Raw genomic sequence first — 21,404 nt, 5'->3', positions numbered from 1 at the left:
CAGACGCAGGTCGCTTATGCCAATGACTCATGGTCACTAGGCCAGCAGTTCCTTGATGACGCTGCCCCCATCGACGATTTCGATAGGACGGTCGCCCGGAGCCATCAATTCCTTGTCGGCCACGATTCCCAACGTGTGGTAAACAGTTGTAAACAGGTCTTCGACGGTGACCGGATCGTTTTCCGGTTCGCTCGCAGTGGCGTTGGACGATCCGTACACCATACCGCGTTTGATGCCGCCCCCTGCCAGCACAACGCTGAACACTTTCGGCCAGTGATCGCGGCCGGCCGTTGCGTTCATCTTGGGAGTGCGTCCGAATTCGGACGACACCATGATCAGGGTTTCATCGAGACGTCCTCGTTCATCCAGATCGTTCACCAGTTGGGTGAAGGCCTGATCAAACGCCGGGGCGGTCCCTTTGAAGCCATTGACGATGTTATCGTGCATGTCCCAGCCGCCGTAGGTCAGGTTCACCAGACGAACACCTGCTTCGACCAGTCGGCGGGCCAGCAGCATGCGGGCACCAGCGGTGTTGCGGCCGTACTTGTCTCGCAGCTCCGGAGCTTCCTTTTCCAGATTGAACGCTTCGCGAGCTTCCGGAGAAGAGATCAGGCTGTAGGCCGCGTCATAGAACGAATCCATGGCGGTGATCTGGTCGGAGGATTCGCGCTTCCGGAAGTAGTCGTTCACCGCTTCCAGAGCGGAGCGACGGCTTGCAAAGCGGCTGTCATCCACCCCACCGGGCAGTTCCAGGTCGCGGACTTTGAAGCCTCCGTTGGCGGGATCACTTCCCAGCGCGAACGGAGCGAACGCAGAACTGAGGTAACCGCTTCCAGCGAATTCATTCGGAACACCGGGGATACAGACGTAGGGAGGCAGATTGTTCCGGCTCCCCAACTGCTGACTCATCACAGAGCCGATCGAAGGATACTGCAGCGCCGGGCTGGGGCGGTATCCGGTGAACATGTTGTGCGTGCCGCGTTCGTGTGCCGCTTCTCCGTGCGTCATGGAGTTGATCACACAGATCTTGTTGGCGATCTGTGCCATCTGCGGGAACGTCTGTCCAAACCGCACGCCGGTGAGATTCGTCTCGATGGACTGCATCTCCCCACGGTATTCAAGCGGAGCATACGGCTTCGGATCGAACGATTCCTGCTGTGCGATTCCGCCTGGCAGGAAGATGTGAATGATGGACTTGGCGGTCCCTTCGAAGTTCGCGTAGTCCTTGAGTTCTGCTCGAGCCTGTCGGGCGAGCAGGTGAGGCAGAGTCAGGCTGGTGCCGGCCAGCATGCCGATCTGCAGAAATCCGCGTCGGGAGAGTTGCTTAAAGTGGGTGGGCGAACAACTGCTGGAAGCAAGGGCCATCGGCGGGTCTCCATTCAGGCAGGTGCCAGGTTGGGTGAGACATCTCTTGGGGGGCTTTCCAGGGATTGAGGCATCCTGAAGGAAAGCAGGTTCACATCGGCAGGTGCAAGGTCAGTTCCGACGAAGGCGAGAAGGTGACTTAACGCCTCGCTCCAACGGAACTCTGAATTACCTCTGAAATCTTCTTCATGTTCGAAGGAAATTTCGTGGAATCAGCGACGATGCGATGGTTTGCGCATGTATCCATCAATCGCTGCTAATTTCACTATGAGCGTAGATATCTCGATACCGCCAGTCAATTGAAAAGTCAGATGATCGCCTGTTTCACGAGAAGATATCCTGCGCCCGTAGACCCACAATTTTCCATACTTTCGATACGATCCGGATGATCAGCTTTATCGTATCAATCGATCGCGGAACGGGTTGTGGTCTTTTCTCAACATTTCGGAACACTGCTCCCCCGCTCGCCAGTTTCTTGAGCTAGGGTTGGATTATTCCGATCCCACTCGCATTGAAGTCATGATGTTCCGCGTCCCGGAGCCTCATCTCATTCGGTGCCGCGACCACGAATCCAGTGACTGCACACATGGCTGCTCCCACATCTTCCACCGCCCGACTTCGCAAAGAACCGACTGGGGATGATTTTGAAAACCTGAAGCGACTCATCCACGGAAAGCTCGTGGACAAGCTCGACCTCAATCGGCTTGGTGAGTTGCAGGGCGATACCCTTCGCCGAGAGATCCGTCTCGTCGTCGAGCATCTGTGCGACACCGAAAATCCATTGCTGAACCGCTCTGAGCGCGAACGTCTCATCGAGGAAGTGCTGGATGAAACCTTCGGCTTCGGTCCGCTGGAGATCCTCATGAAGCAGGAGGGGGTTGCGGATATCATGATCAACGGCCCGAAGAAAGTGTTCGTCGAAAAGAACGGCCGCATTCAGCGTTCCGAAGTCACCTTCCGCGACAACGATCACCTGTTGCAGATTCTCGACCGCATCGTTTCGCGCGTCGGACGACGTATCGATGAAACCTCTCCGATGTGCGATGCCCGTCTGCCCGACGGCTCGCGACTGAATGCCATCATCCCGCCGCTGGCATTGGACGGTCCTTCGCTGACCATTCGAAAATTCGGTTCGCGTCCACTGTCTCTGGAAGACCTTCTCCGATTCGGCGCCTTCACTCCAGAAATGGTCATGTTGCTGGAAGGGGCAATGAAAGCCCGACTCAACATCATCATCAGCGGCGGTACCGGTTCGGGAAAAACGACGCTCCTGAATACACTCTCCAGCTTCATTGCCCCTGATCAGCGTGTGATCACCATCGAAGATGCTGCGGAACTTCAGCTGCAGCAGGAACACGTTCTTCGTCTGGAAACCCGACCCGCCAACATTGAAGGCAAGGGGCAGATCACCGCGACCGATCTGGTGAAAAACGCGTTGCGTATGCGGCCGGACCGGATCATCGTGGGCGAATGCCGAGGCCCTGAAACACTGGACATGCTGCAGGCGATGAATACGGGTCACGAAGGATCGATGACGACCGTGCATGCCAACACACCGCGCGACGCTGTGGCACGTATTGAAACCATGGTGACGATGGGGGGGACGGATCTTCCGCTAAAAGCGATTCGACATCAGCTGGCCTCCGCCGTCGAACTGATTATTCAGGCCAGCCGTCTGCAGGGAGGCCCCAGAAAGATCACCTATGTGACCGAGGTCCTCAACATGGAGCAGGACACGATCATCATGCAGGACATTTTCAAGTACGTGCAGGACGGCATTGACGCGGATGGAAAAGCCTTCGGCCACTTCGAAGCGACCGGAGTCCGTCCTTCCTTCATGCACCGACTTGAGGCAGCAGGGGTCCGGCTTCCAAACAACCTGTTCTCCGCCCGGAAACTGGGTTACTAGAGCGGTTTTGCTAATAATCTATTACGTTCCGCAGGCGATAATATGGACTTACATGCGGTGAAAACCCTGAATCGCCTGCACATGATAGACCAAACTGGTCTAGGACTGCCGTTTGATTTTTCAGAGCACCCCGCGTGAGGAAGTGCATTGAGTCGCATCATGTCAAAAAATGCACTCGCTCAAGCTTCGTGTTCTGGCAGATCATTCATAGAGAATTTCCAGAAGTCTCACGACAGTGTGACCGCACCCCTCTGAGGCAGGTGAGAGATCAGCTTTCGATGTGAATTCAGAGTTTTCATTCATTCAGTGAACATCAACTCCCATGATGCTTCTTGCGTTTACACTCAGTCCGTTCGTCACGTCGATCATCGCCTTTGTCGGTGTCACGGGGTTGATCGGCGCCATCGTCCTGCTCCTGGATTCTTCCAGCAGCAGCTCGGTCGAAGAACGTCTGGACGTCCTGGCGGGGAAGAAGGCGGCTCAGACGGAAGGTCCCAAGGTGACCCGGGAAGCCCTGGTTAAAGAGGGGCTCAGCGGACTGTCGGTCTTCGTTTCCAATTTGATGGACCGCTTCGCCAATCTGAAGCTGCTGTATCTTCAGGCTGACACGAAGATGAAGCCGGAAACATTCTGCATCATCATGGTCGTTTGCGGAGTTTTAGGCTTTGTCGGCTCTGTGATCGCTCGGGTCCCGTTGCCGATCTATCCTCTCGCTGTTCTGGCCGGTGCGATGCTTCCATTCGGCTGGCTGATGTTTATGCGGGGACGACGGTTCAAGAAGTTTGCAAGCCAGTTGCCGGACGCGATGGAACTGATCGCGCGGGCACTGCGATCAGGGCACTCGCTGGCATCGGCGATGAAGGTCGTGGTGGATGAACTTCCCGACCCGATCTCCAAGGAATTCAATATTGCTTACGAAGAGCAGAATCTGGGGATTCCTCTCGAGAATGCCCTGAAAAATCTTTATGTCCGCATGCCGAACATGGACTACAAGTTCTTCGCCATGGCTGTGGCGATTCAACGGCAGTCCGGCGGGGACCTCGCGGAAATCCTCGACAAGATCGGCCATATTATCCGGGAACGAGTCCGCATCCTCGGACAGGTGCAGGCCCTGACTGGGGAAGGTCGAATCAGCGGTATCGTGCTGATGGCATTGCCGATTCTGCTGTTCTTTGCCGTCTGGCGGCTGAACCCGGACTATGTGATGTTGCTGTTCACCGATGACCTTGGACGGAAGATGGTTGCGGTGGCAATTGTGCTTCAGATTCTGGGTGCGATCACGATCAAGAAAATCATTGCAATTAAAGTTTAACGCCGGGGAAAGTGGACGCGCGACAGAATCTCCAATGTCCTTCTCCTCAATTTTCCCTGACCCCTGACCCCTGACCCCTGACCCCTGACCCCTGACCCCTGACCCCTGACCTCTTTCACCCATGGACATTTCCTCCTTCTCGAATCTGCTGCCGCTCGCCGTTTTCGGAGCTGTGATGGTTGGGGTCTGGGCGATCGCGGCTGCGTTCACCAACGCTGGCGACACGCGGGTCTCGGAGCGATTGCAGGAGTTGAAGGATCCCCGGAAGCGTGGGGCAGAACCGGATTCCAAAGCGACCGGAATCGGCTCTGCACTGAAAAAAGCCGCCCCGGCGATTTCGAAAGTGCTGACCCCTCAGACGGAACTCGAAGAGAGCAAGCTGAAAGTCAAACTGGCGAATGCCGGGTTCTCTTCACCGCATGCCAGCACGTTCTTCCTGGCGATCAAAACAATTTCCCTGCTGGTTGGACTGGTCCTGGGAGGCGGGATCGGTCTGTACACCAAAGGGCTCACCACGGAAGGATTGATGGTGTTAGGAATCGGCGGGGGTCTGGGAATGTTCCTGCCCGACATCGTGCTGGGACTGATGGCACATTCCCGTAAGAGTCGCATCTTCCTGTCTTTGCCGGACGCGCTCGATCTGCTCGTGGTCTGCGTGGAAGCCGGGCTAGGGCTGGATGCAGCCATGCGTCGGGTGGCTGAAGAGCTGAGTGACGGAGCCAAGGACATCTGCTATGAGATCAATCACTCGAATTTTCAACTGCAGATGGGGCGAAATCGACGCGAAGTGCTGCATGACCTGGGGGTCCGCACCGGAGTGGATGACGTCAAAGCCCTCGCAGCTATTCTGATTCAGGCTGACAAGTTCGGTTCATCGATCGCACATGCTTTGCGGGTGCAGTCCGACGCCATGCGGATCAAGCGCAGCCAGCTGGCGGAAGAAAAAGCAGCGATGACCGCTGTGAAAATGATCTTTCCGCTGGTGCTTTTCATCTTTCCAGGGATTTTTGTGGTGCTCGTCGGTCCGGCAGCGATCATGATGATTCGCCAGCTGATCACGCAATAATCGGCTGCATGATGGCTGAGACGGCAGGTGATCTGCATTGTTCTCAGTGGGATGCCGGAAATTCTCTCCTTTCAGCCGCATGAAGTTTCTGAAATTCGTTCCCAGTCGTCGGTGGTGCTCGCTATGATTGACTGACTCGCAATTTGCGAGCCTGACTGCTCCTGAAGCCGAGCGCCTGAATCATGGAACGCATACTGTTACTGGTCGGAGGCGGGTTGACACTGCTGTTGCTGGTGTTTGCGACACTCAGCAGGGTCGACAATCCCCATCAGGGAATCCCGCAATTCTCCGACAAACCACCCAACGACGCCTGGTTTCAGGCCACCGTCCTCGACAGCTCCAAGCCGGTTCTTGTCGATTTCACAGCGACCTGGTGCGGCTACTGCAAGCAGCTGGCCGTTGTCCTGGAGGACATCAAAAAGAATTACGGCGATCAAATCACGGTGGTGGCTGTCGATGTCGACAAGCATCCCGAAGTGGCAGCCGCGTATCAGGTCAATGGATTACCGACCCTGATGGTTGTGAAAGACCGGAAGGTGGTCGCTTATGAACCGGGAATGATGCGCTACGAGACGGTGGAGCAGTTGATTCAGCCCCATCTGGGAACCGCGAAGAGTGCTTCGCCCGCAGCTCCGACGGAAGCTCCTCCTGCCGCCGATAAGGATAAGACGGAGAACCATGAGCAGCGACACGAGGTCGGGCTGCTGGTCTCTCAGTGATTTTCATGTTTGCGTAGGTCGCCGGCATGTCGTCGACCTACGGTCTATGCAATGACGTGTCGTGGGCTGCGAAGATGATGCGGTCCCGAACGCGTCGCTGGCATTTTGGCGGACATCTGGGCTTCGATCTGTGAAACGATTCGGCTGACCCCGTTGATCCGGAACTTGCGTCCGGCCAGTGCGGCAATCCGGCGCCATGTCAGCAGCATACTGACCAGACCGGATCCCAGCTGGTCAACACTCGGCAGATCGACGATGACCACGTCGGAGAATGCTGCCGACTGCAGATGCTCCACAAACTCCGCCTGCATGGCGTTCAATGCGGGGGCGTCAGCGTGGCCATCGTGAATCGTAATTCGCAGATAATCGTTGCGGAGGGTGGCGTTCAGGTGAGGCATATCTCAACTCCGTATCACACATGTTCGATACCAATTCCTATCCCGCAGCGAGCCGGGGTGAAGTGGGAAAGTTGCAATTTTGCAACAGGTTCCCCTGCCGACTTCTCCGTCCGACGCGGTTGTGAGAGATCTTCTGAGTGAGACGGGGATCGAATTCCCAGGTCTGAAAATGAAAATTGGGCCGCATGCCAGAAGCATGCGGCCCAAGGGAGAGAATTCTTCAGGTTGCGGTTTTTGACGTTCCGCTGCCCCAGACATTTCTGCCTGTAGCATTTCTACCGTTGTTTACGGCAGCTTCGTCGATCCCATGAGATAGCGGTCGCATTCGCGAGCGACTTCACGGCCTTCGTTGATCGCCCAGACGATGAGCGACTGTCCGCGACGGCAATCGCCTGCTGCGAACAGACCCGGAACGTTTGTGGCGTACTTGCCGTACTCTGCCTGGAAGTTGCTCCGCTTGTCGGTCGTGATCGACAGCTGTTCTGCAATCAACTGTTCGGGACCTTTGAATCCCAGTGCAAGGAAGCAGAGATCGGCAGGCCATTCCTGCTCGGATCCCGGAACCGGACTGAAGGGTGATCCCCCTGGAACCGGCTTGGACCAGTCAAGCTTCACAGTCTTCAGTGCTCTCAGGTTCCCGTTGTCGTCGCCAAGGAATTCGACCGTCTGAATACTGTACTCGCGCGGGTCGTTCTTCAACGTCTTCTTGGGATCCGAAGAATAATCGAAGACGCTGGCCGCCTCGGCATGCCCGTAATCGACACGGTGAATCCTCGGCCACTGCGGCCAAGGATTGTTGGGAGCACGCTGGGCGGGAGACTGCGGAACCACTTCGAAGTTCACCAGACTCTTGCAGCCGTGACGCAGGCTGGTTCCCAGGCAGTCGTTCCCGGTGTCTCCCCCGCCGATCACCACGACATGTTTGTCTTTGGCGGAAATGTACTTGCCGTCGGCATGCCGGGAATCGAGCAGACTCTTCGTATTACCATGCAGGAATTCCATGGCAAAGTGAATCCCCTTGAGCTGACGCCCTGGGGTCTTTGCGAAGAAGTCATTCGGGACGGTTGCTCCCGTCGCGAGAATGACAGCGTCAAAGTCTTTCATCAGCTGGTTGGCTGTGATGTCCTTCCCGATGCTGGTGTTGAGGACGAACTTGACCCCTTCCTTCTCCAGCAGCTCGATGCGTCGTTCGACCATCCACTTTTCGAGCTTCATGTTCGGAATGCCGTACATGAGCAGCCCGCCCGCACGATCCGCCCGTTCGAACACCGTGCAGGTGTGGCCGGCACTGTTGAGCTGGGCAGCAGCAGCGAGTCCAGCAGGGCCGGAGCCGACGATGGCGACCTTTTTGCCGGTGCGTGTTTCCGGTGGATTGGGAACGATCCACCCTTCGGCCCAGCCCCGGTCGACGATGTTCTTCTCGATGGTCTTGATCGCCACCGGAGGAGCATTGATCCCCAGCGTGCAGGATCCTTCACACGGAGCAGGACAGACCCGGCCGGTGAACTCCGGGAAGTTGTTGGTGGAGTGCAGCCGATCCAGCGCTTCACGCCAGTCGTTGTGATAAACGAGGTCATTCCATTCGGGAATGAGGTTGTGCACCGGGCACCCGGCAGCCATCCCGGCCATCAGGTCGCCGGTGTGGCAGAACGGAATACCGCAGTCCATGCACCGGGCCCCCTGCGTCTGCAGGACCTTCAGCTCGATCTTCTCTGCGAACTCGTCCCAATGCTTGATCCGCTCCCGAGGCGACGCCTCGAGTGCAACCTGACGATCAAACTCCATAAAACCTGTTGGCTTACCCATGACGAATACTTCTTAACCACGGAAGAGACGGAATGCACGGAAATGAAAGAAGACAGATGAATTTCACTAACGTGCGATTCTTTGATATTCCAATTTAGGGTGGCTGCAAAAATTGACTAAAAATCCAAGCTTGAAGTCCGTGGCAGCCAGATAGTTCAAGAGCTGAGCTCGAAAAACTTCATGCAGGCTGCTGACCGCTTTAATCTTGAGGATAATCTTCCCAAAACAAACAAAATCGGCTTCGTAAGTCTGAGTGAGTTTCACGTTCTTGTATTGAAGCAGCAGGCCTGTCTTCGCAACAAATGGAATGCCTCGTGAAGCGAATTCTAACGCGAGGCACTCCTGGTATACCGACTCCAAAAACCCTGGCCCCATCTCGTTGTAAACCTCAAAACATGCTCCAAGGATGGCGTACGACTCTTCTTCGTAAATCAGCGCCATGACTTGACCTGAAGAATTTTTTAACCACGGAAGACACGGAAAGCACGGAAAAACTTCTCGTCCGGCAGCCCTGATCTTTCAGTCAGACGTTTAACTTGTTTTTACTTTTAAGTCTCCGATCACTCCAACTGCCTCACAGGGAGTTAGAGACCTCAATTCAATTTCTTCTTCCGTGATTTCCGTGCCTTCCGTGGTGAAATCTTTTTTTCTCCGCTACACCAAAGCCGGGCTGGCTTCTCCTGCGGCTTCGGCGGCTGCTTCTGCTTTGCGTTCGGCCAGGGCCCGTTTGTAGTCGCGGGGCATGACCTTCACAAAGTCCGACAGAGCCTGATCCCAGTTGTCCAGAATCCTCTGGGCGACCGGCGAACCGGTATACATCTGGTGCTTTTCGATCATCTCTTTCAGTTCAGCGACATCATCGATGTCTTCGACTGTTTCGAAGTCGACCAGCTCAAGGTTGGTGTTCATCCGCAGTTCGTCGACGTCAGGGGCGTACACGTAGGCAACACCGCCGGACATCCCTGCTGCGAAGTTTCGACCGGTCGGTCCGAGGACGACCGCTTTTCCGCCGGTCATGTATTCCAGACCGTGATCGCCGACTCCTTCGACAACAGCTTTCGCTCCGGAGTTTCGAACACAGAAACGCTCGGCAGCGATGCCGCGGAAGTAGGCTTCACCGCTCGTCGCACCGTACAGGGCCACGTTACCGATGATAATGTTCTTGTCCGCTTCGAAAGTGCTTTCTTCCGGAGGATAGACAATGATCTTGCCGCCGGAGAGGCCTTTGCCGACGTAGTCGTTGGCATCCCCGATGACTTCGATCGTGACACCCTTGGCAGCCCAGGCTCCCAGAGACTGACCTGCTGATCCGCGGCAACGCAGACGCAGAGTGTCTTCCGGCATACCTTCGGGGCCCCACTTCTTCGAGACCATGTGGCTCAAGGTGGTGGCGAAAGCGCGGTCGATGTTCTGGATGTCAACGTCCAGCAACAGCGGCTGTGCTTTTTCGATCGCTTCGGTGCAGCATGGAATCAGCAGCTTCTGGTCGAGTGTTTCTTCCAGAGCATGATTCTGAGTTTCCACGCAGTACCGACCGGCGTTCGGGTACGCACTCTTGGCAAGCTTCAGCACCAGAGACAGGTCGAGGTGCTTTGCCTTCCAGTGGTCGATGTCCTTGTTCCACTCGAGCATATCGGCGCGGCCGACCATGTCGTTGATGGTCCGGAACCCGAGGCTGGCCATCACTTCTCGCAGGTCTTCGGCCACCATGAACAGGTAGTTCACGACGTATTCCGGCTTGCCTGCGAAGCGGGCGCGCAACTCGGCATCCTGAGTCGCGATTCCGACCGGGCAGGTGTTCAAGTGACACTTCCGCATCATGATGCAGCCCAGCGTGATCAGCGGGGCTGTTGCGAAGCCGAACTCTTCGGCCCCCAGCATACAGGCGATCGCCACATCGCGACCGGTCTTGAGCTGACCGTCGGTCTCCAGTCGCACCCGACCCCGCAGGTCGTTCATGACCAGAGTCTGATGGGCTTCAGCGATCCCCAGCTCCCACGGGAGACCAGCGTGCTTGATCGACGTCAACGGCGATGCCCCGGTTCCACCGCCGTCACCGGAGATGAGAATCTTGTCGGCATGTCCCTTCGACACCCCGGCAGCAATCGTTCCGACCCCGACTTCCGACACCAGCTTCACGCTGACGCGGGCGCTGGGGTTGGAATTCTTGAGGTCGAAGATCAGCTGTGACAGGTCTTCGATGGAATAGATGTCGTGATGAGGAGGAGGACTGATGAGTCCCACTCCGGGGGTGGCGTGACGGGTGGCTGCGACGATCTTGTCGACCTTGTGGCCGGGGAGTTCTCCCCCTTCACCGGGCTTGGCACCCTGGGCGATCTTGATCTGCAGCTCATCGGCATTGGTCAGGTACCAGGAGGTGACACCGAACCGACCGGACGCCACCTGCTTGATGGCGGACCGCTTGAGGTCGCCATTGGGCATGCGCTTGAAGCGTTCGTAGTCCTCGCCCCCTTCTCCGGTGTTGCTCTTGCCTCCCATCCGGTTCATCGCGATGGCGACGGTTTCATGCGCCTCAGCGGAAATGGAGCCGTAGCTCATCGCCCCGGTGCAGAACCGCTTGACGATCTCGCTGGCCGGTTCGACTTCCTCAATGGGAATCGGATTGCCGGGCTTGAACCGCATCAACCCGCGCAGCGTCCCCTGCCGGTGATTACTTTCATTCACCAGATGCGCGAATCGCTTGTAAGCGTCCTTATCTCCAGCGCGGGCTGCCTGCTGAATCTCAGCGATGGTGAACGGATTCCAACCGTGCTTTTCGCCCCCATGCCGCCAGTGAACCAGACCCATGTTCGAAAGAACAGGGAGTGCCTTGGTTTCGCTGCGGGAGGGGTATCCGATTTCATGACGGCGGATGGTCTCTTCAGCGAGGATCTCAAAGCCGATTCCCCGAATCCGGCTGGCGGTTCCGCGGAAACACTTGTCGATCACTTCCGGAGACAGTCCGAGAGCTTCGAAGATCTGCGCCCCCTTGTAGGACTGCAGAGTCGAAATTCCCATCTTGCCCATGACCTTGAGCATTCCCTTGCTCACCCCTTCGCGGTAGGTCTGGACAATCTTCTCTTCCGAGTAGTCGTCCTTCAGGTGACCATGCTTGCGGGCGTCCCGCATGGTGTCGAAGGCGAGGTACGGGTTGACGGCATCAGCACCGTAACCGGCCAGCAGGCAGAAGTGATGCACTTCACGAGCCTCGGCCGATTCCAGAATCAGTCCGATGCGGGTACGGAGTTCCTTCCGGACGAGATGATGATGCACCGCTCCGCAGGCGAGCAGCGAGCTGATGGCGACGCGGTCCGGACCGGTTTGTCGGTCACTCAGGACGACCAGTGCATACCCTTCAGCGATCGCATCTTCGGCTTCCTGGCAGATGCGTTCGATCGCGGGGAGCAGCCCCTTGGTCCCTTCGGACTTGGGCCATGTGGCGTCGATGGTCTTGGTCTTCCAGCCGTAGCTGACCGTCAGACCTTTGATGGCAGCGGTCTCTTCATCGGTCAGAATTGGATGTGGCACTCGCAGGCGATGGCACTGCTTCTCGGTGGTGTCGAACAGGTTTCCTTCCGGACCGATGTAGCATTCCAGCGACATGATCACTTCTTCGCGGATCGAGTCGATCGGCGGATTGGTGACCTGTGCGAAGAGCTGCTTGAAGTAATCGTAAAGGAGCCGCGGCTGGTCGGAGAGGCAGGCCAGCGACGCATCGTCTCCCATCGAGTAAATGGGGTCCTTCTTGGCGTTGATCAGCGGCAGCAGCATGAACTGCATCGTTTCGGTCGTGTAACCGAACGCCTGCATCTGCTTGAGGAGTTCCTCACCCCGCATCGGCGAGAGCTGGCCTCCGGCCTTCTCCCATCCGGCACGCAGGTCGCTGAGCTCCACGCGTTGTCGCTGCAGCCATTGCGAATACGGATTGCGGCTGGCGACTTCGTGCTTGAGTTCTTCATCCGGGATGAGGCGTCCCTGCTCGAAGTCGACGAGGAACATCTTGCCCGGCTGCAGACGTCCTTTGAGTTTGACGTTGGCAGGTTCGATCTCCAGCACGCCCACTTCACTCGCCATCACGACTTTGTCATCGTGTGTCACGTAGTAGCGGCTGGGGCGCAGACCGTTCCGGTCCAGACAGGCGCCGATGAAGCGACCGTCGGTGAACGACACGCTCGCGGGGCCGTCCCAGGGCTCCATGAGTGCGGAGAAGTATTCGTAAAATGCCCGCTTTTCATCGGACATGGCGTGATGATTCTGCCAGGCTTCCGGAATCATCATCATGGCGACTTCGCGGAGGCGGCGTCCTCCGTGATAGAGCAGTTCCATCACGTTGTCGAAGTTTCCGGAGTCGCTGCAGTGAGCTTCCACGACCGGGAAGAGCTTCTTCAGGTCATCGCCGAAGAGGCCGGATTCCAGCGCCCCTTGACGGGCGAACATCCAGTTGCTGTTCCCTTTGACGGTGTTGATTTCACCGTTGTGAGCGATGCAGCGCAGAGGCTGGGCACGATCCCATGACGGGAAGGTGTTCGTGCTGAATCGGCTGTGCACCATCGCCAGATGAGATTCATAATCTTCATCCTGCAGGTCCGGGTAATAGTCCAGAACCTGACCGGGTGTCAGCATTCCTTTGTAAACGATGACGCGGGTGGAGAGCGTACAGATATAGAACGCCAGCGCCTGGGGGTGATCGCTTTCGCGAATCTGATGGCTGGCGATCTTCCGGATGACGTACAGCTTCCGCTCGAAGCTGTCCTGGTCAAGACCATCGGCGGCTCCGACCAGCAGCATCTGCATATCGGGCTCGACAGAGAGTGCGGAAGGTCCGACGTTGGCTGCTTCCGGTCGCTGGGGGACATCCCGCCATCCAAGCAGCTTCTGGCCATGTTCGACGATCAGTGCGCCGACGCGTCGCTTGAAGTCTTCGCGTGCAGCTTCGTCCTTCGGCAGGAAGACGATTCCAGCCCCGTACTTGCCGGCAGCCGGGAGATCGATGCCGAGTTCGGACTTGGCGACCCGGCGGAGGAACTTGTCCGGAATTGCGGTGAGAATCCCCGCGCCGTCGCCGGTGTTTTCTTCACACCCGCACGCTCCACGGTGATTCATGTGCCGATTGATGCGGTCGGCATCGAGAATGATCTGGTGCGAAGCCTGGCCTTTGATATGGGCCACAAAGCCGACTCCGCAGGAATCGTGTTCGTTTTCGCTGGAGTACAGTCCGTAATCTTCGGGAAAACCGGACTGCTGCAGTTTGAGAGGCGAATCTTCCATTACAATTCCTGCCAACTTGAAACGACTTCTACAATGCGAACCTGACTGACGGACGAATCGCCCGCTCACCCGTGAACGCGTTCTCTATTGAAAAAACTTCTGTGCCTGAACTTCGAACCCGGGCAGCTGCTCGGGAAACGTGACGGGATCTTCTCCCGCCAGAATCACTTCCGGGCGGTCGGCGTAGTACAGCCGAACCATCTCTTCCTCGGGATCGAGGACACACACCACTCCCACGTCGAGATCCAGATACTCCGCGACTTTCGCGAGAATCTGGCCCCAGCGGTCACCGGGTGATTTCACTTCGAACACGATGTCCGGCGAAACATCCAGATAGCCTTTTGGCAAGGGGCCGCGAGGAACCTTGCGATACGAGACGTACCAGACATCCCCGCACCGCACCGTGTCCGGATTGCGGGACGTGAGGATGCCGGAATTCACGACGACATGACCCAGCTGTGCGGATTCCAGATGTCTGCTCAGTGCATAGGAAACCGCAGCACAGACCTGTCCCTGACGCGGGAATGATTGGTTGAAATCCACAATTTCTCCTCGCACCAGTTCCGTAACGGTCCCCGAACGAGGCATCTGACCGTATTCTTCGGCCGTGATGTACCGTGTCAGAGTGACCATTGGATTCTCGAACCTGGAGGACAAAAAAACGGGAACTTCAGCTCAAAGGCTGTGACGCCGACCCATTCGGCAAGGTGAATTCAAACAAGGATTTCAATCGACAAGGTGATTCAGATCTGACTGCCCATGGCCGTCAGCTGAGGGCTGGCGATGGCCCCATCACCTGGATCTTCATGCAATAACTCCACAAACTTCTCAGCAGCACGGGACAAGTGCTTGTGGCGCTTATGCACGATCCCTAGCGGACGAACGAATTTCACATCTGAAAACGGCACAGGGTGCAGAACGCCGAATTCCATTTCGCGTCGCAGGGTCGGCAGCGGCAGAATGGCAACTCCCAGGCCAATCTCCACTGCCCTTTTGATGGTCTCCACGTTATCGAACTGATGGGTCACGTTCACCGCGACATCCGCATTCTTCAATAATTTTTCTGTCTTCCGGCGGATTGTGAGGTCTGCGGTAAATGCGACAAAATCAACGTCGTCCAGTTCCTGAATACTGATCTGGTCCCGGCCCGCCCAGCGATGTCCCGCCGGAACCGCCAGCACCATTTCCTGATCCTGCCAGGGAATGCATCCAATCTCTCCGCCGTCCCGCGGAAACGAAACAATCCCCAGATCCACCTCGTCTCGCAGCAACCGGTTGTAAATGGCGTCCGGATGCCCGTAATCGAGATGCAGTTCAATATCCGGGTATTCCTCCCGCAGACGGGCGACGTACGACGACATCTGCAGAAGACCGACCGAGTAAATTGACGAAACCCGAACCTTCCCCACCACACGTCCGCTGAATTGATGGACCGCGTCTTCGATGGCCCGGTAATCGATGAGCCATTTCTGGCATCGTTCGAAGTAGACACTGCCGGCGGCAGTAAGTTCGATCGGGCGTTTGGAACGGTCGATCAGCGTAACACCAATGTCATCTTCAAGTTGCTGCAACGCCTGGCTGACAGCAGGCTGTGAAATCTGCCGAAACGCCGCAGCCTTGGAGAAGCTGCGGTGCGTGGCAATGTCACAGAAGATTTCGGTGTTTCGGAGGTTCACGGGATTGATAAGTGTTTTGAATAGATCGCCCAGCCCAGAATAAGTGGAACAGTCTAGTATTCGGAAAGCCCGCGGTCAAGTTTTCAGAGAAGGGTCTTCATTTTTCAGCTGTTTGCACCTTTTGCACATTTCTGGTCGCGGAATCTGGGCTCTGACTGCCACGGGGGTGGTGGCCGTGTCCGGGGGGTGGGAGAAAGATTTTGAAACGCAGAGAGCGCAGAGAAATCTAGGGAGAGATGGACGCGTCGCGGTTTGGAAGACGTTGCTGGATTGGTGGGGGGAGGACGGAATCGGTGCAAGGGAGAGTGCTGGGCAACTCCTCTCTGCGTCCTCGGCGATCTCTGCGTTTCAAATCCCCATCCGATGTGACAAACGCAACCAGTTCCATACACTACTCTCTCTTCGCTGTCCCCTGACCCCTGTCCCCTTCTTCCCATGCAATACACCACCGTCGTCGGACTGGAAGTCCATGTGCAGCTGCAGACTAAGACCAAGATCTTTTGCGGCTGCCTGAACCGGTTCAATCCAGACGCCCCGAATACGCAGACGTGTCCAGTCTGTCTGGGGCTTCCCGGTGCGTTGCCTGTGATGAATCAGGAGGCGTTTCGGCTCTCGCTGATCACAGCACTGGCGCTCAATTGCGAGATTGCCCCGTTCACCAAGTGGGACCGCAAGCAGTATTACTACCCCGACCTTCCCAAGGGGTATCAGATCAGCCAGTACGATCTCCCCTTCAGCCATGACGGCTATCTGGAAGCGACACGGGCGGACGGCACGACCAGCCAGGTGCGGATTCTCCGTGCTCACCTGGAAGAGGATGCCGGGAAGAACATTCACGATGAGTCCGGTCGCGGAGCCGACAGTCAGGTTGACCTCAACCGTGCCGGGACGCCGCTTCTGGAGATCGTGACGCAGCCAGACATTCGCTCGGCAGCTGAGGCGAAATCATTTCTCGAAGAAATGCACCTGCTGCTGACATTTCTGGGGGTCTCCGACTGCAACATGCAGGAAGGGAGCATGCGCTGCGATGCGAATGTGAACCTGCATATCGACATGGGCGAGAAGATCGCCACGCCGATTGTGGAGATCAAAAACCTGAATACGTTCCGTGGCGTCGAGGCAGCCATCGAGTATGAAGTTCAGCGGCAGCTCAAGGAATTCACTGCGACCGGGAAGAAGCTCGGTGATCCCGGGGTAGAGAAGGAAACTCGCGGCTGGGATGCCAATCGGAATCTGACGTTCGCCCAGCGAGGCAAAGAAGCCGCTGCCGATTATCGTTACTTCCCCGACCCCGACCTGCTGCCAGTGACGGTCTCCCGGGAGACCATTGAGGAAATCCGTTCCTCGCTGAAAGAGTCCCCTGCCCGGCGTCGGAACCGCTTTCAACAGGAACTTGGGCTGAGTCCGTATGATGCAAATGTCCTCGTGAATCAGGGCTCAGCGGTCGCTGACTACTATGAACAGGTCTTTGCTCTTTGTGGTGATGCCAAGCAGGCAGCCAACTGGGTGACGCAGGATGTGCTGCGGGAGCTGAACGACCGCCGACTGTCCGTTGATGAGTTTCCGATCAGCTCCGACGTGCTCGGAACTCTCTTGAAGCGAGTCACTGACAAGGTTCTGACGGTGAAAAGTGCCCGCGAAGTTTTCTCGCTTCTGCTTCCCCCTGAACGGGACGATGAGGAGGGCGAGAGCTGCGAAGAGTATACGGTTCCTGTCGTGTCCGACATCGACCGACTCATCGCAGAGCGCGGTCTGGCAGTGGTCAATGACACCGGGGCGCTGGAGGCAGCCATCACAGCGGCCATGGCGGAAAATGCCCGCGCGATTGAGGATTTCCGAGCCGGGAAACAGCAGGCCCTGGGGGCGATCATCGGGAAAGTGATGAAGCAGGTGAAAGGGGCCGACCCGAAGCTGGTTCGCGAACTGATCTTCGCGAAACTGTCCTGATCGCCTGATTGCAGTGTGGGTGTTTTGCCACACACTTGAAGTGTGTGGCAAAACCGCCGATTGGATGTTGATGTTCTTCGGACTGTCGCGAAAATTCGCGATTCTTTACCGCATTCCCATCCCAGCCTGCACCATGTGGGCGCGGGCTTTGGCTTCTTCTGCTTCCGGGATCTTTCCGCATTTGACATAGATCACGGAGAGCTGCGTGTAGGAGAAGGCGTCGTTCGGGACGAGTTCACACACTTTCTTGGCGTGCTCGATCGCTTCTTCGAATCGTCCTTGTCGTTGCAGGTAGACAGCGAGGGCGGAATGTGAGTCCGCGTGGTTTGGGTGGGCAGCGGTGATTTCCTGAAGCTTGGCAATTGCTCCGGTCAGGTCTCCGTCGTTTTTGAGTTTGACGGCTTCATCGTACATTTCGTGTGGGGTGGGCATTGAGTCGGCTCCGGAGGCTGTGTCTGTTTTTTTTTGAGCCAGCAATCATAGGGGGTGTCGTCGAGTGGCTGAAGTTCACGGGCTCGAATTTGTCGGCAACGATCCAGTGATCTGTATGAACCCGGGGACTGCAAGGGGGCTGGGCGAGGGTTCGTGCGGTTTTGTGGAAATCATGTGGAAAATTGTGGTTGAATCGTCACTCGCTTGACCAGCTTTGCGTGCCTCGATACATTTCGAGATTCCCTTTCTTGCCGCCTGAGCGTGGCGGCTGGGGAGATTTTAGTTAAGTTATGGCCAGTATTGACTTTCAGACGCGACGAACGGTTCCATGCCGACAATCAACCAGCTGATCCGCAAGCCTCGGAAAAAGCAGACTTCCAAGACCAAGACTCCATTGCTGGAAGGGGCTCCGCAAAAACGGGGCGTCTGTCTGCAGGTGCGGACCATGACTCCGAAGAAGCCGAACTCGGCTCTGCGGAAGATCTGCCGCGTCCGGTTGTCGAACGGCAAAGAACTGACTGCCTATATTCCCGGTGAAGGCCACAACCTGCAGGAACACAGCATTGTGCTGGTTCGCGGCGGTCGTGTTCGCGACTTGCCCGGGGTGCGATATAAGGTCATCCGCGGTGTGCTGGATACCCTGGGCGTGCAGAAGCGCCGTCAGGCTCGCAGCCGCTACGGAGCCAAGCGTCCTAAATAATCAGGCAATGCCTGGAACTGTTAGGGTGGGAAAGAGTGTCTTTCCGGCCTTTAACCTTCAACCATAAACCTTCAGCGACTGACATTACCAAGACTGTCTGCGTTGTTGTCGAGAACGATTCATGGCCAAGAGTTTTACAGCGAGCAAAACCCAGCTGAAGCCGGATCCCCGCTTCAATTCCAAACTGGTGACCAAGTTTGTCAATTGCCTGATGCATGACGGCAAAAAGAGCGTCGCCTTCGGCGTTTTCTATGACGCTATGGAAGTGATCGAGAAGAAGATCACCGACGTTGCTCCGCTGGAAGTTTTCAATACCGCCATTGAAAACGTGAAGCCGCACATCGAAGTCCGCTCCAAGCGAGTCGGGGGAGCCACCTATCAGGTGCCGACTCCCGTGAACTACAAGCGGCAGCAGGCCCTGTCCATTCGCTGGATCCTCGAAGCTGTCCGCGGTCGTAAAGGCCGTCCTGCAGCTCAGTCGCTGGCTGAAGAGTTCATCGCCGCTTACAAGCGCGAAGGAACAGCCATGACCAAGCGGGAAAACGTCCACCGTATGGCTGATGCAAACAAGGCATTCGCTCACTTTGCATGGTGAGAGTGTCGTTTACTGCTTGAATTGATTTCCCGTTTAGCCACTCACTTCAAGTGTGTGGCTAAACTTGTTTCATGAACCGATCATTTTCCCGTCGAGTGCTGAAAAACAATGCCCGGTCCCATTGAAAAGCTGCGAAACATCGGCATTGTTGCCCACATTGATGCCGGCAAGACGACGACTACCGAACGGATTCTGTTCTACGCCGGCGCGATCCACAAAATGGGGAACGTCGACGACGGCACCACCGAGACCGACTTTGATCCCGAAGAAGCCAAACGCGGGATCACCATCTATTCCGCAGCTGTCACCTGCCGCTGGCGGGACTGTACGATCAACCTGATCGATACTCCGGGACACGTCGACTTCACGGCGGAAGTCGAACGAAGTCTCCGTGTGCTCGACGGCGCTGTGGTTGTTTTCAGTGCCGTCGAAGGAGTGGAGGCCCAGAGTGAAACAGTCTGGCGCCAGGCCGACCGCTACCACGTTCCCCGACTGTGCTTCATCAACAAGATGGATCGGATCGGTGCCAGCTTCGAGCGCACGCTCGAGCAGATGCGGAAGCGCCTGAATGCCAATCCGGTTCCGCTCTTCATCCCGATCGGTGCTGAACACGGTTTTACCGGAATCGTGGATCTGGTCCGCCGCAAGGCCCTGTATTTCGACTCCGCTTCGATGGGGCAGAACATCGAAGAGAAAGAGATTCCGGAAGAGTACGTCGAGATCGCTGAAGAATGGCGGAGCAAGTTGATCGATACGATCGCCGAGCGTGATGACGCCGCGATGGAACAGTTCTTCGCCGACGGTGATCTCCCGGAAGAGACGATTCACCGGCTTCTGCGCGAAGCGACAATCGCCGGCGACCTGCAGCCGACATTCACAGGTTCGTCGCTGGATTACGTGGGTGTGCAGCCGATTCTGGATGGGGTCGCCCGGTATCTTCCCAGCCCGCTGGACATCCCGCCGGTGAAGGCGATCAATCGCAATCCGAAGCCGAAGAAGAACGAGCCCGCCGAGATTCTCTGCCATCCCACAAAGGAAGACCCGCTGGCAGCGTTGATCTTCAAGATCGTCGCCGACAAGCATGCCGACCTGTGTTTCGTGCGAGTCTATTCCGGAGTGTTGAGATCAGGTTCGCGTCTGTTGAATCCCCGCACCGGAAAGAAAGAGTTCTGCAGCCAGCTGTGGCACATCCAGGCGGATGCCAGGGAGAAGATTGAAACAGATTACGTTGAAGCGGGAGACATCTGCGGAGTCATTGGGCCCAAGGATGTCGCCACCGGCGATACACTTTGCGAGCAGACACAGCCGCTGCTGCTGGAGTCGATCGCGTTTCCGGAAACCGTGATCTCGATGGCGGTCGAGCCGGAAACCAATGCGGACCGCAAGAAGCTGGAAGATGCTCTGGTCCGGCTTTCGCGTCAGGACCCCACGTTCAAGGCCAAGGTGAACGAAGAGACCGGACAGACACTCATCAGCGGGATGGGTGAACTTCATCTGGAAATTCTCAAGGAGCGTCTGCAGCGTGACTTCAACCTGAACGTCCGCGTGCACCGGCCCCGGGTGTCTTATCGCGAAACGGTCAAAGGGAAGTCCGAAGCGGAAGAGTCGTTCCATCGCACGAACGCCGGTGAATCCGCATTTGCGAGCGTTAAAGTGCGGATCGAGCCATTTGAATCCGAACAGCCGATTACGGTCCTCTCGGCCCTGCCTCCGGAAACGCTTCCGCCGGAACTGGACATGGTGCTGCGGGAAGCCGTCAAAGACTCAGCGCAGTCGGGCGGCGTGCTTGGGTATCCGCTGCTGCACGTGAAGCTGACGATTCTGGAAGTCGGATATCGTCCGGGGGAAACGACGGAAGAAGCATTGCGGGCCGCAGCGTCACACGCGGTTCAAAGTGCTTTGACGAATGCCGAGATTGGCCTGCTCGAGCCGATCATGAAAGTGGAAGTCGTGACTCCTTCGGAGTTCGTCGGGAATATTCAGGGCGATCTCAATCAGCGACATGCCAAGATCTTCGCCAGCGAACACCGCGGACATCTGACAGCACTTCAGGCCGAAGCTCCGCTGGCCCGGATGTTCGGGTACTCGTCGCACGTCCGCAGCCTGTCTCAAGGTCGCGCTTCGTACTCCATGGAGCCGCTGAAGTATGATCTCGCACCGCAGAGTGTGCTGGATGAGATGCGTGGATAACTGCTGAATTCTTGTGCGGAA

At 56.8% G+C, this 21,404-nt stretch carries 16 protein-coding genes; 8 read left to right on the top strand and 8 right to left on the bottom strand.

What is annotated here, in order from left to right; genetic code table 11:
• Nucleotides 1-36 precede the first annotated feature (36 nt).
• Entirely contained in the window at nt 37-1,365 is a 1,329-nt protein-coding gene (locus SH661x_RS19770) for a DUF1501 domain-containing protein (protein ID WP_437225188.1), read from the bottom strand.
• A gap of 586 nt (nt 1,366-1,951) precedes the next feature.
• Here SH661x_RS19770 and SH661x_RS19765 point away from each other — a divergent pair.
• The 4 genes from SH661x_RS19765 (at nt 1,952) to SH661x_RS19750 (ending at nt 6,371) form a co-directional block, all read left to right on the top strand.
• Nucleotides 1,952-3,274 (top strand): CpaF family protein, encoded by a 1,323-nt coding sequence (locus SH661x_RS19765; protein ID WP_437225186.1) that lies wholly within the window; start codon nt 1,952-1,954, stop codon nt 3,272-3,274.
• Between the two features lie 322 nt (nt 3,275-3,596).
• Nucleotides 3,597-4,586: a type II secretion system F family protein gene (locus SH661x_RS19760; RefSeq protein WP_437225183.1), complete on the top strand. Its 990-nt coding sequence runs from the start codon at nt 3,597-3,599 to the stop codon at nt 4,584-4,586.
• 121 nt (nt 4,587-4,707) lie between these two features.
• Nucleotides 4,708-5,652 (top strand): type II secretion system F family protein, encoded by a 945-nt coding sequence (locus SH661x_RS19755; RefSeq protein WP_437225181.1) that lies wholly within the window; start codon nt 4,708-4,710, stop codon nt 5,650-5,652.
• Between the two features lie 182 nt (nt 5,653-5,834).
• Entirely contained in the window at nt 5,835-6,371 is a 537-nt protein-coding gene (locus tag SH661x_RS19750) for a thioredoxin family protein (protein WP_437225179.1), read from the top strand.
• A 44-nt stretch (nt 6,372-6,415) separates the two neighbouring features.
• On the opposite strand, the gene SH661x_RS19745 is transcribed toward SH661x_RS19750, so the two are convergent.
• From SH661x_RS19745 to SH661x_RS19720, 6 genes are all read right to left on the bottom strand, one after another.
• Nucleotides 6,416-6,769, bottom strand: a complete 354-nt coding sequence (locus SH661x_RS19745; protein ID WP_437225177.1) for an STAS domain-containing protein — start codon at nt 6,767-6,769, stop codon at nt 6,416-6,418.
• Nucleotides 6,770-7,054: 285 nt separating this feature from the next.
• Nucleotides 7,055-8,575, bottom strand: a complete 1,521-nt coding sequence (locus SH661x_RS19740; protein ID WP_437225175.1) for a glutamate synthase subunit beta — start codon at nt 8,573-8,575, stop codon at nt 7,055-7,057.
• A gap of 66 nt (nt 8,576-8,641) precedes the next feature.
• Nucleotides 8,642-9,016 carry a GxxExxY protein gene (locus tag SH661x_RS19735; protein WP_437225173.1) on the bottom strand — a complete coding sequence of 125 codons (375 nt, stop codon included), beginning with the start codon at nt 9,014-9,016 and terminating at the stop codon, nt 8,642-8,644.
• A gap of 213 nt (nt 9,017-9,229) precedes the next feature.
• Nucleotides 9,230-13,843 (bottom strand): glutamate synthase large subunit, encoded by a 4,614-nt coding sequence (gene gltB / locus SH661x_RS19730; RefSeq protein WP_437225171.1) that lies wholly within the window; start codon nt 13,841-13,843, stop codon nt 9,230-9,232.
• 84 nt (nt 13,844-13,927) lie between these two features.
• The gene (locus SH661x_RS19725) at nt 13,928-14,476 is read right to left on the bottom strand and encodes a Uma2 family endonuclease (RefSeq protein ID WP_437225169.1); all 549 of its coding nucleotides are present in this window, start codon (nt 14,474-14,476) and stop codon (nt 13,928-13,930) included.
• Nucleotides 14,477-14,586: 110 nt separating this feature from the next.
• Nucleotides 14,587-15,519: a LysR family transcriptional regulator gene (locus tag SH661x_RS19720; protein WP_437225167.1), complete on the bottom strand. Its 933-nt coding sequence runs from the start codon at nt 15,517-15,519 to the stop codon at nt 14,587-14,589.
• 435 nt (nt 15,520-15,954) lie between these two features.
• Here SH661x_RS19720 and gatB point away from each other — a divergent pair, with 435 nt between their 5' ends.
• Nucleotides 15,955-17,466 (top strand): Asp-tRNA(Asn)/Glu-tRNA(Gln) amidotransferase subunit GatB, encoded by a 1,512-nt coding sequence (gatB, locus tag SH661x_RS19715; protein ID WP_437225164.1) that lies wholly within the window; start codon nt 15,955-15,957, stop codon nt 17,464-17,466.
• Between the two features lie 105 nt (nt 17,467-17,571).
• Here the strand turns inward: gatB and SH661x_RS19710 are convergent, their stop codons facing one another.
• Complete coding sequence (locus SH661x_RS19710) at nt 17,572-17,898, bottom strand: tetratricopeptide repeat protein (protein WP_437225162.1); 327 nt, start codon at nt 17,896-17,898, stop codon at nt 17,572-17,574.
• 328 nt (nt 17,899-18,226) lie between these two features.
• Between SH661x_RS19710 and rpsL the strand changes: the two genes are divergently transcribed.
• From rpsL to fusA, 3 genes are all read left to right on the top strand, one after another.
• A complete protein-coding gene (gene rpsL, locus SH661x_RS19705; RefSeq protein ID WP_437225160.1) occupies nt 18,227-18,598 on the top strand; it encodes a 30S ribosomal protein S12 in 372 nt (123 codons plus the stop codon).
• A 121-nt stretch (nt 18,599-18,719) separates the two neighbouring features.
• On the top strand, nt 18,720-19,193 hold the full coding sequence (gene rpsG / locus SH661x_RS19700) for a 30S ribosomal protein S7 (RefSeq protein ID WP_437225157.1): 474 nt from the start codon (nt 18,720-18,722) through the stop codon (nt 19,191-19,193).
• A gap of 108 nt (nt 19,194-19,301) precedes the next feature.
• Nucleotides 19,302-21,383 (top strand): elongation factor G, encoded by a 2,082-nt coding sequence (gene fusA, locus SH661x_RS19695; protein WP_437225155.1) that lies wholly within the window; start codon nt 19,302-19,304, stop codon nt 21,381-21,383.
• Nucleotides 21,384-21,404: the final 21 nt, after the last annotated feature.

Source organism: Planctomicrobium stercoris (assembly GCF_051465655.1).
GTDB lineage: Bacteria > Planctomycetota > Planctomycetia > Planctomycetales > Planctomycetaceae > Planctomicrobium.
Note: the sequence above shows the minus strand (reverse complement) of the source record. Positions and strands in the feature narration are given on the sequence as shown.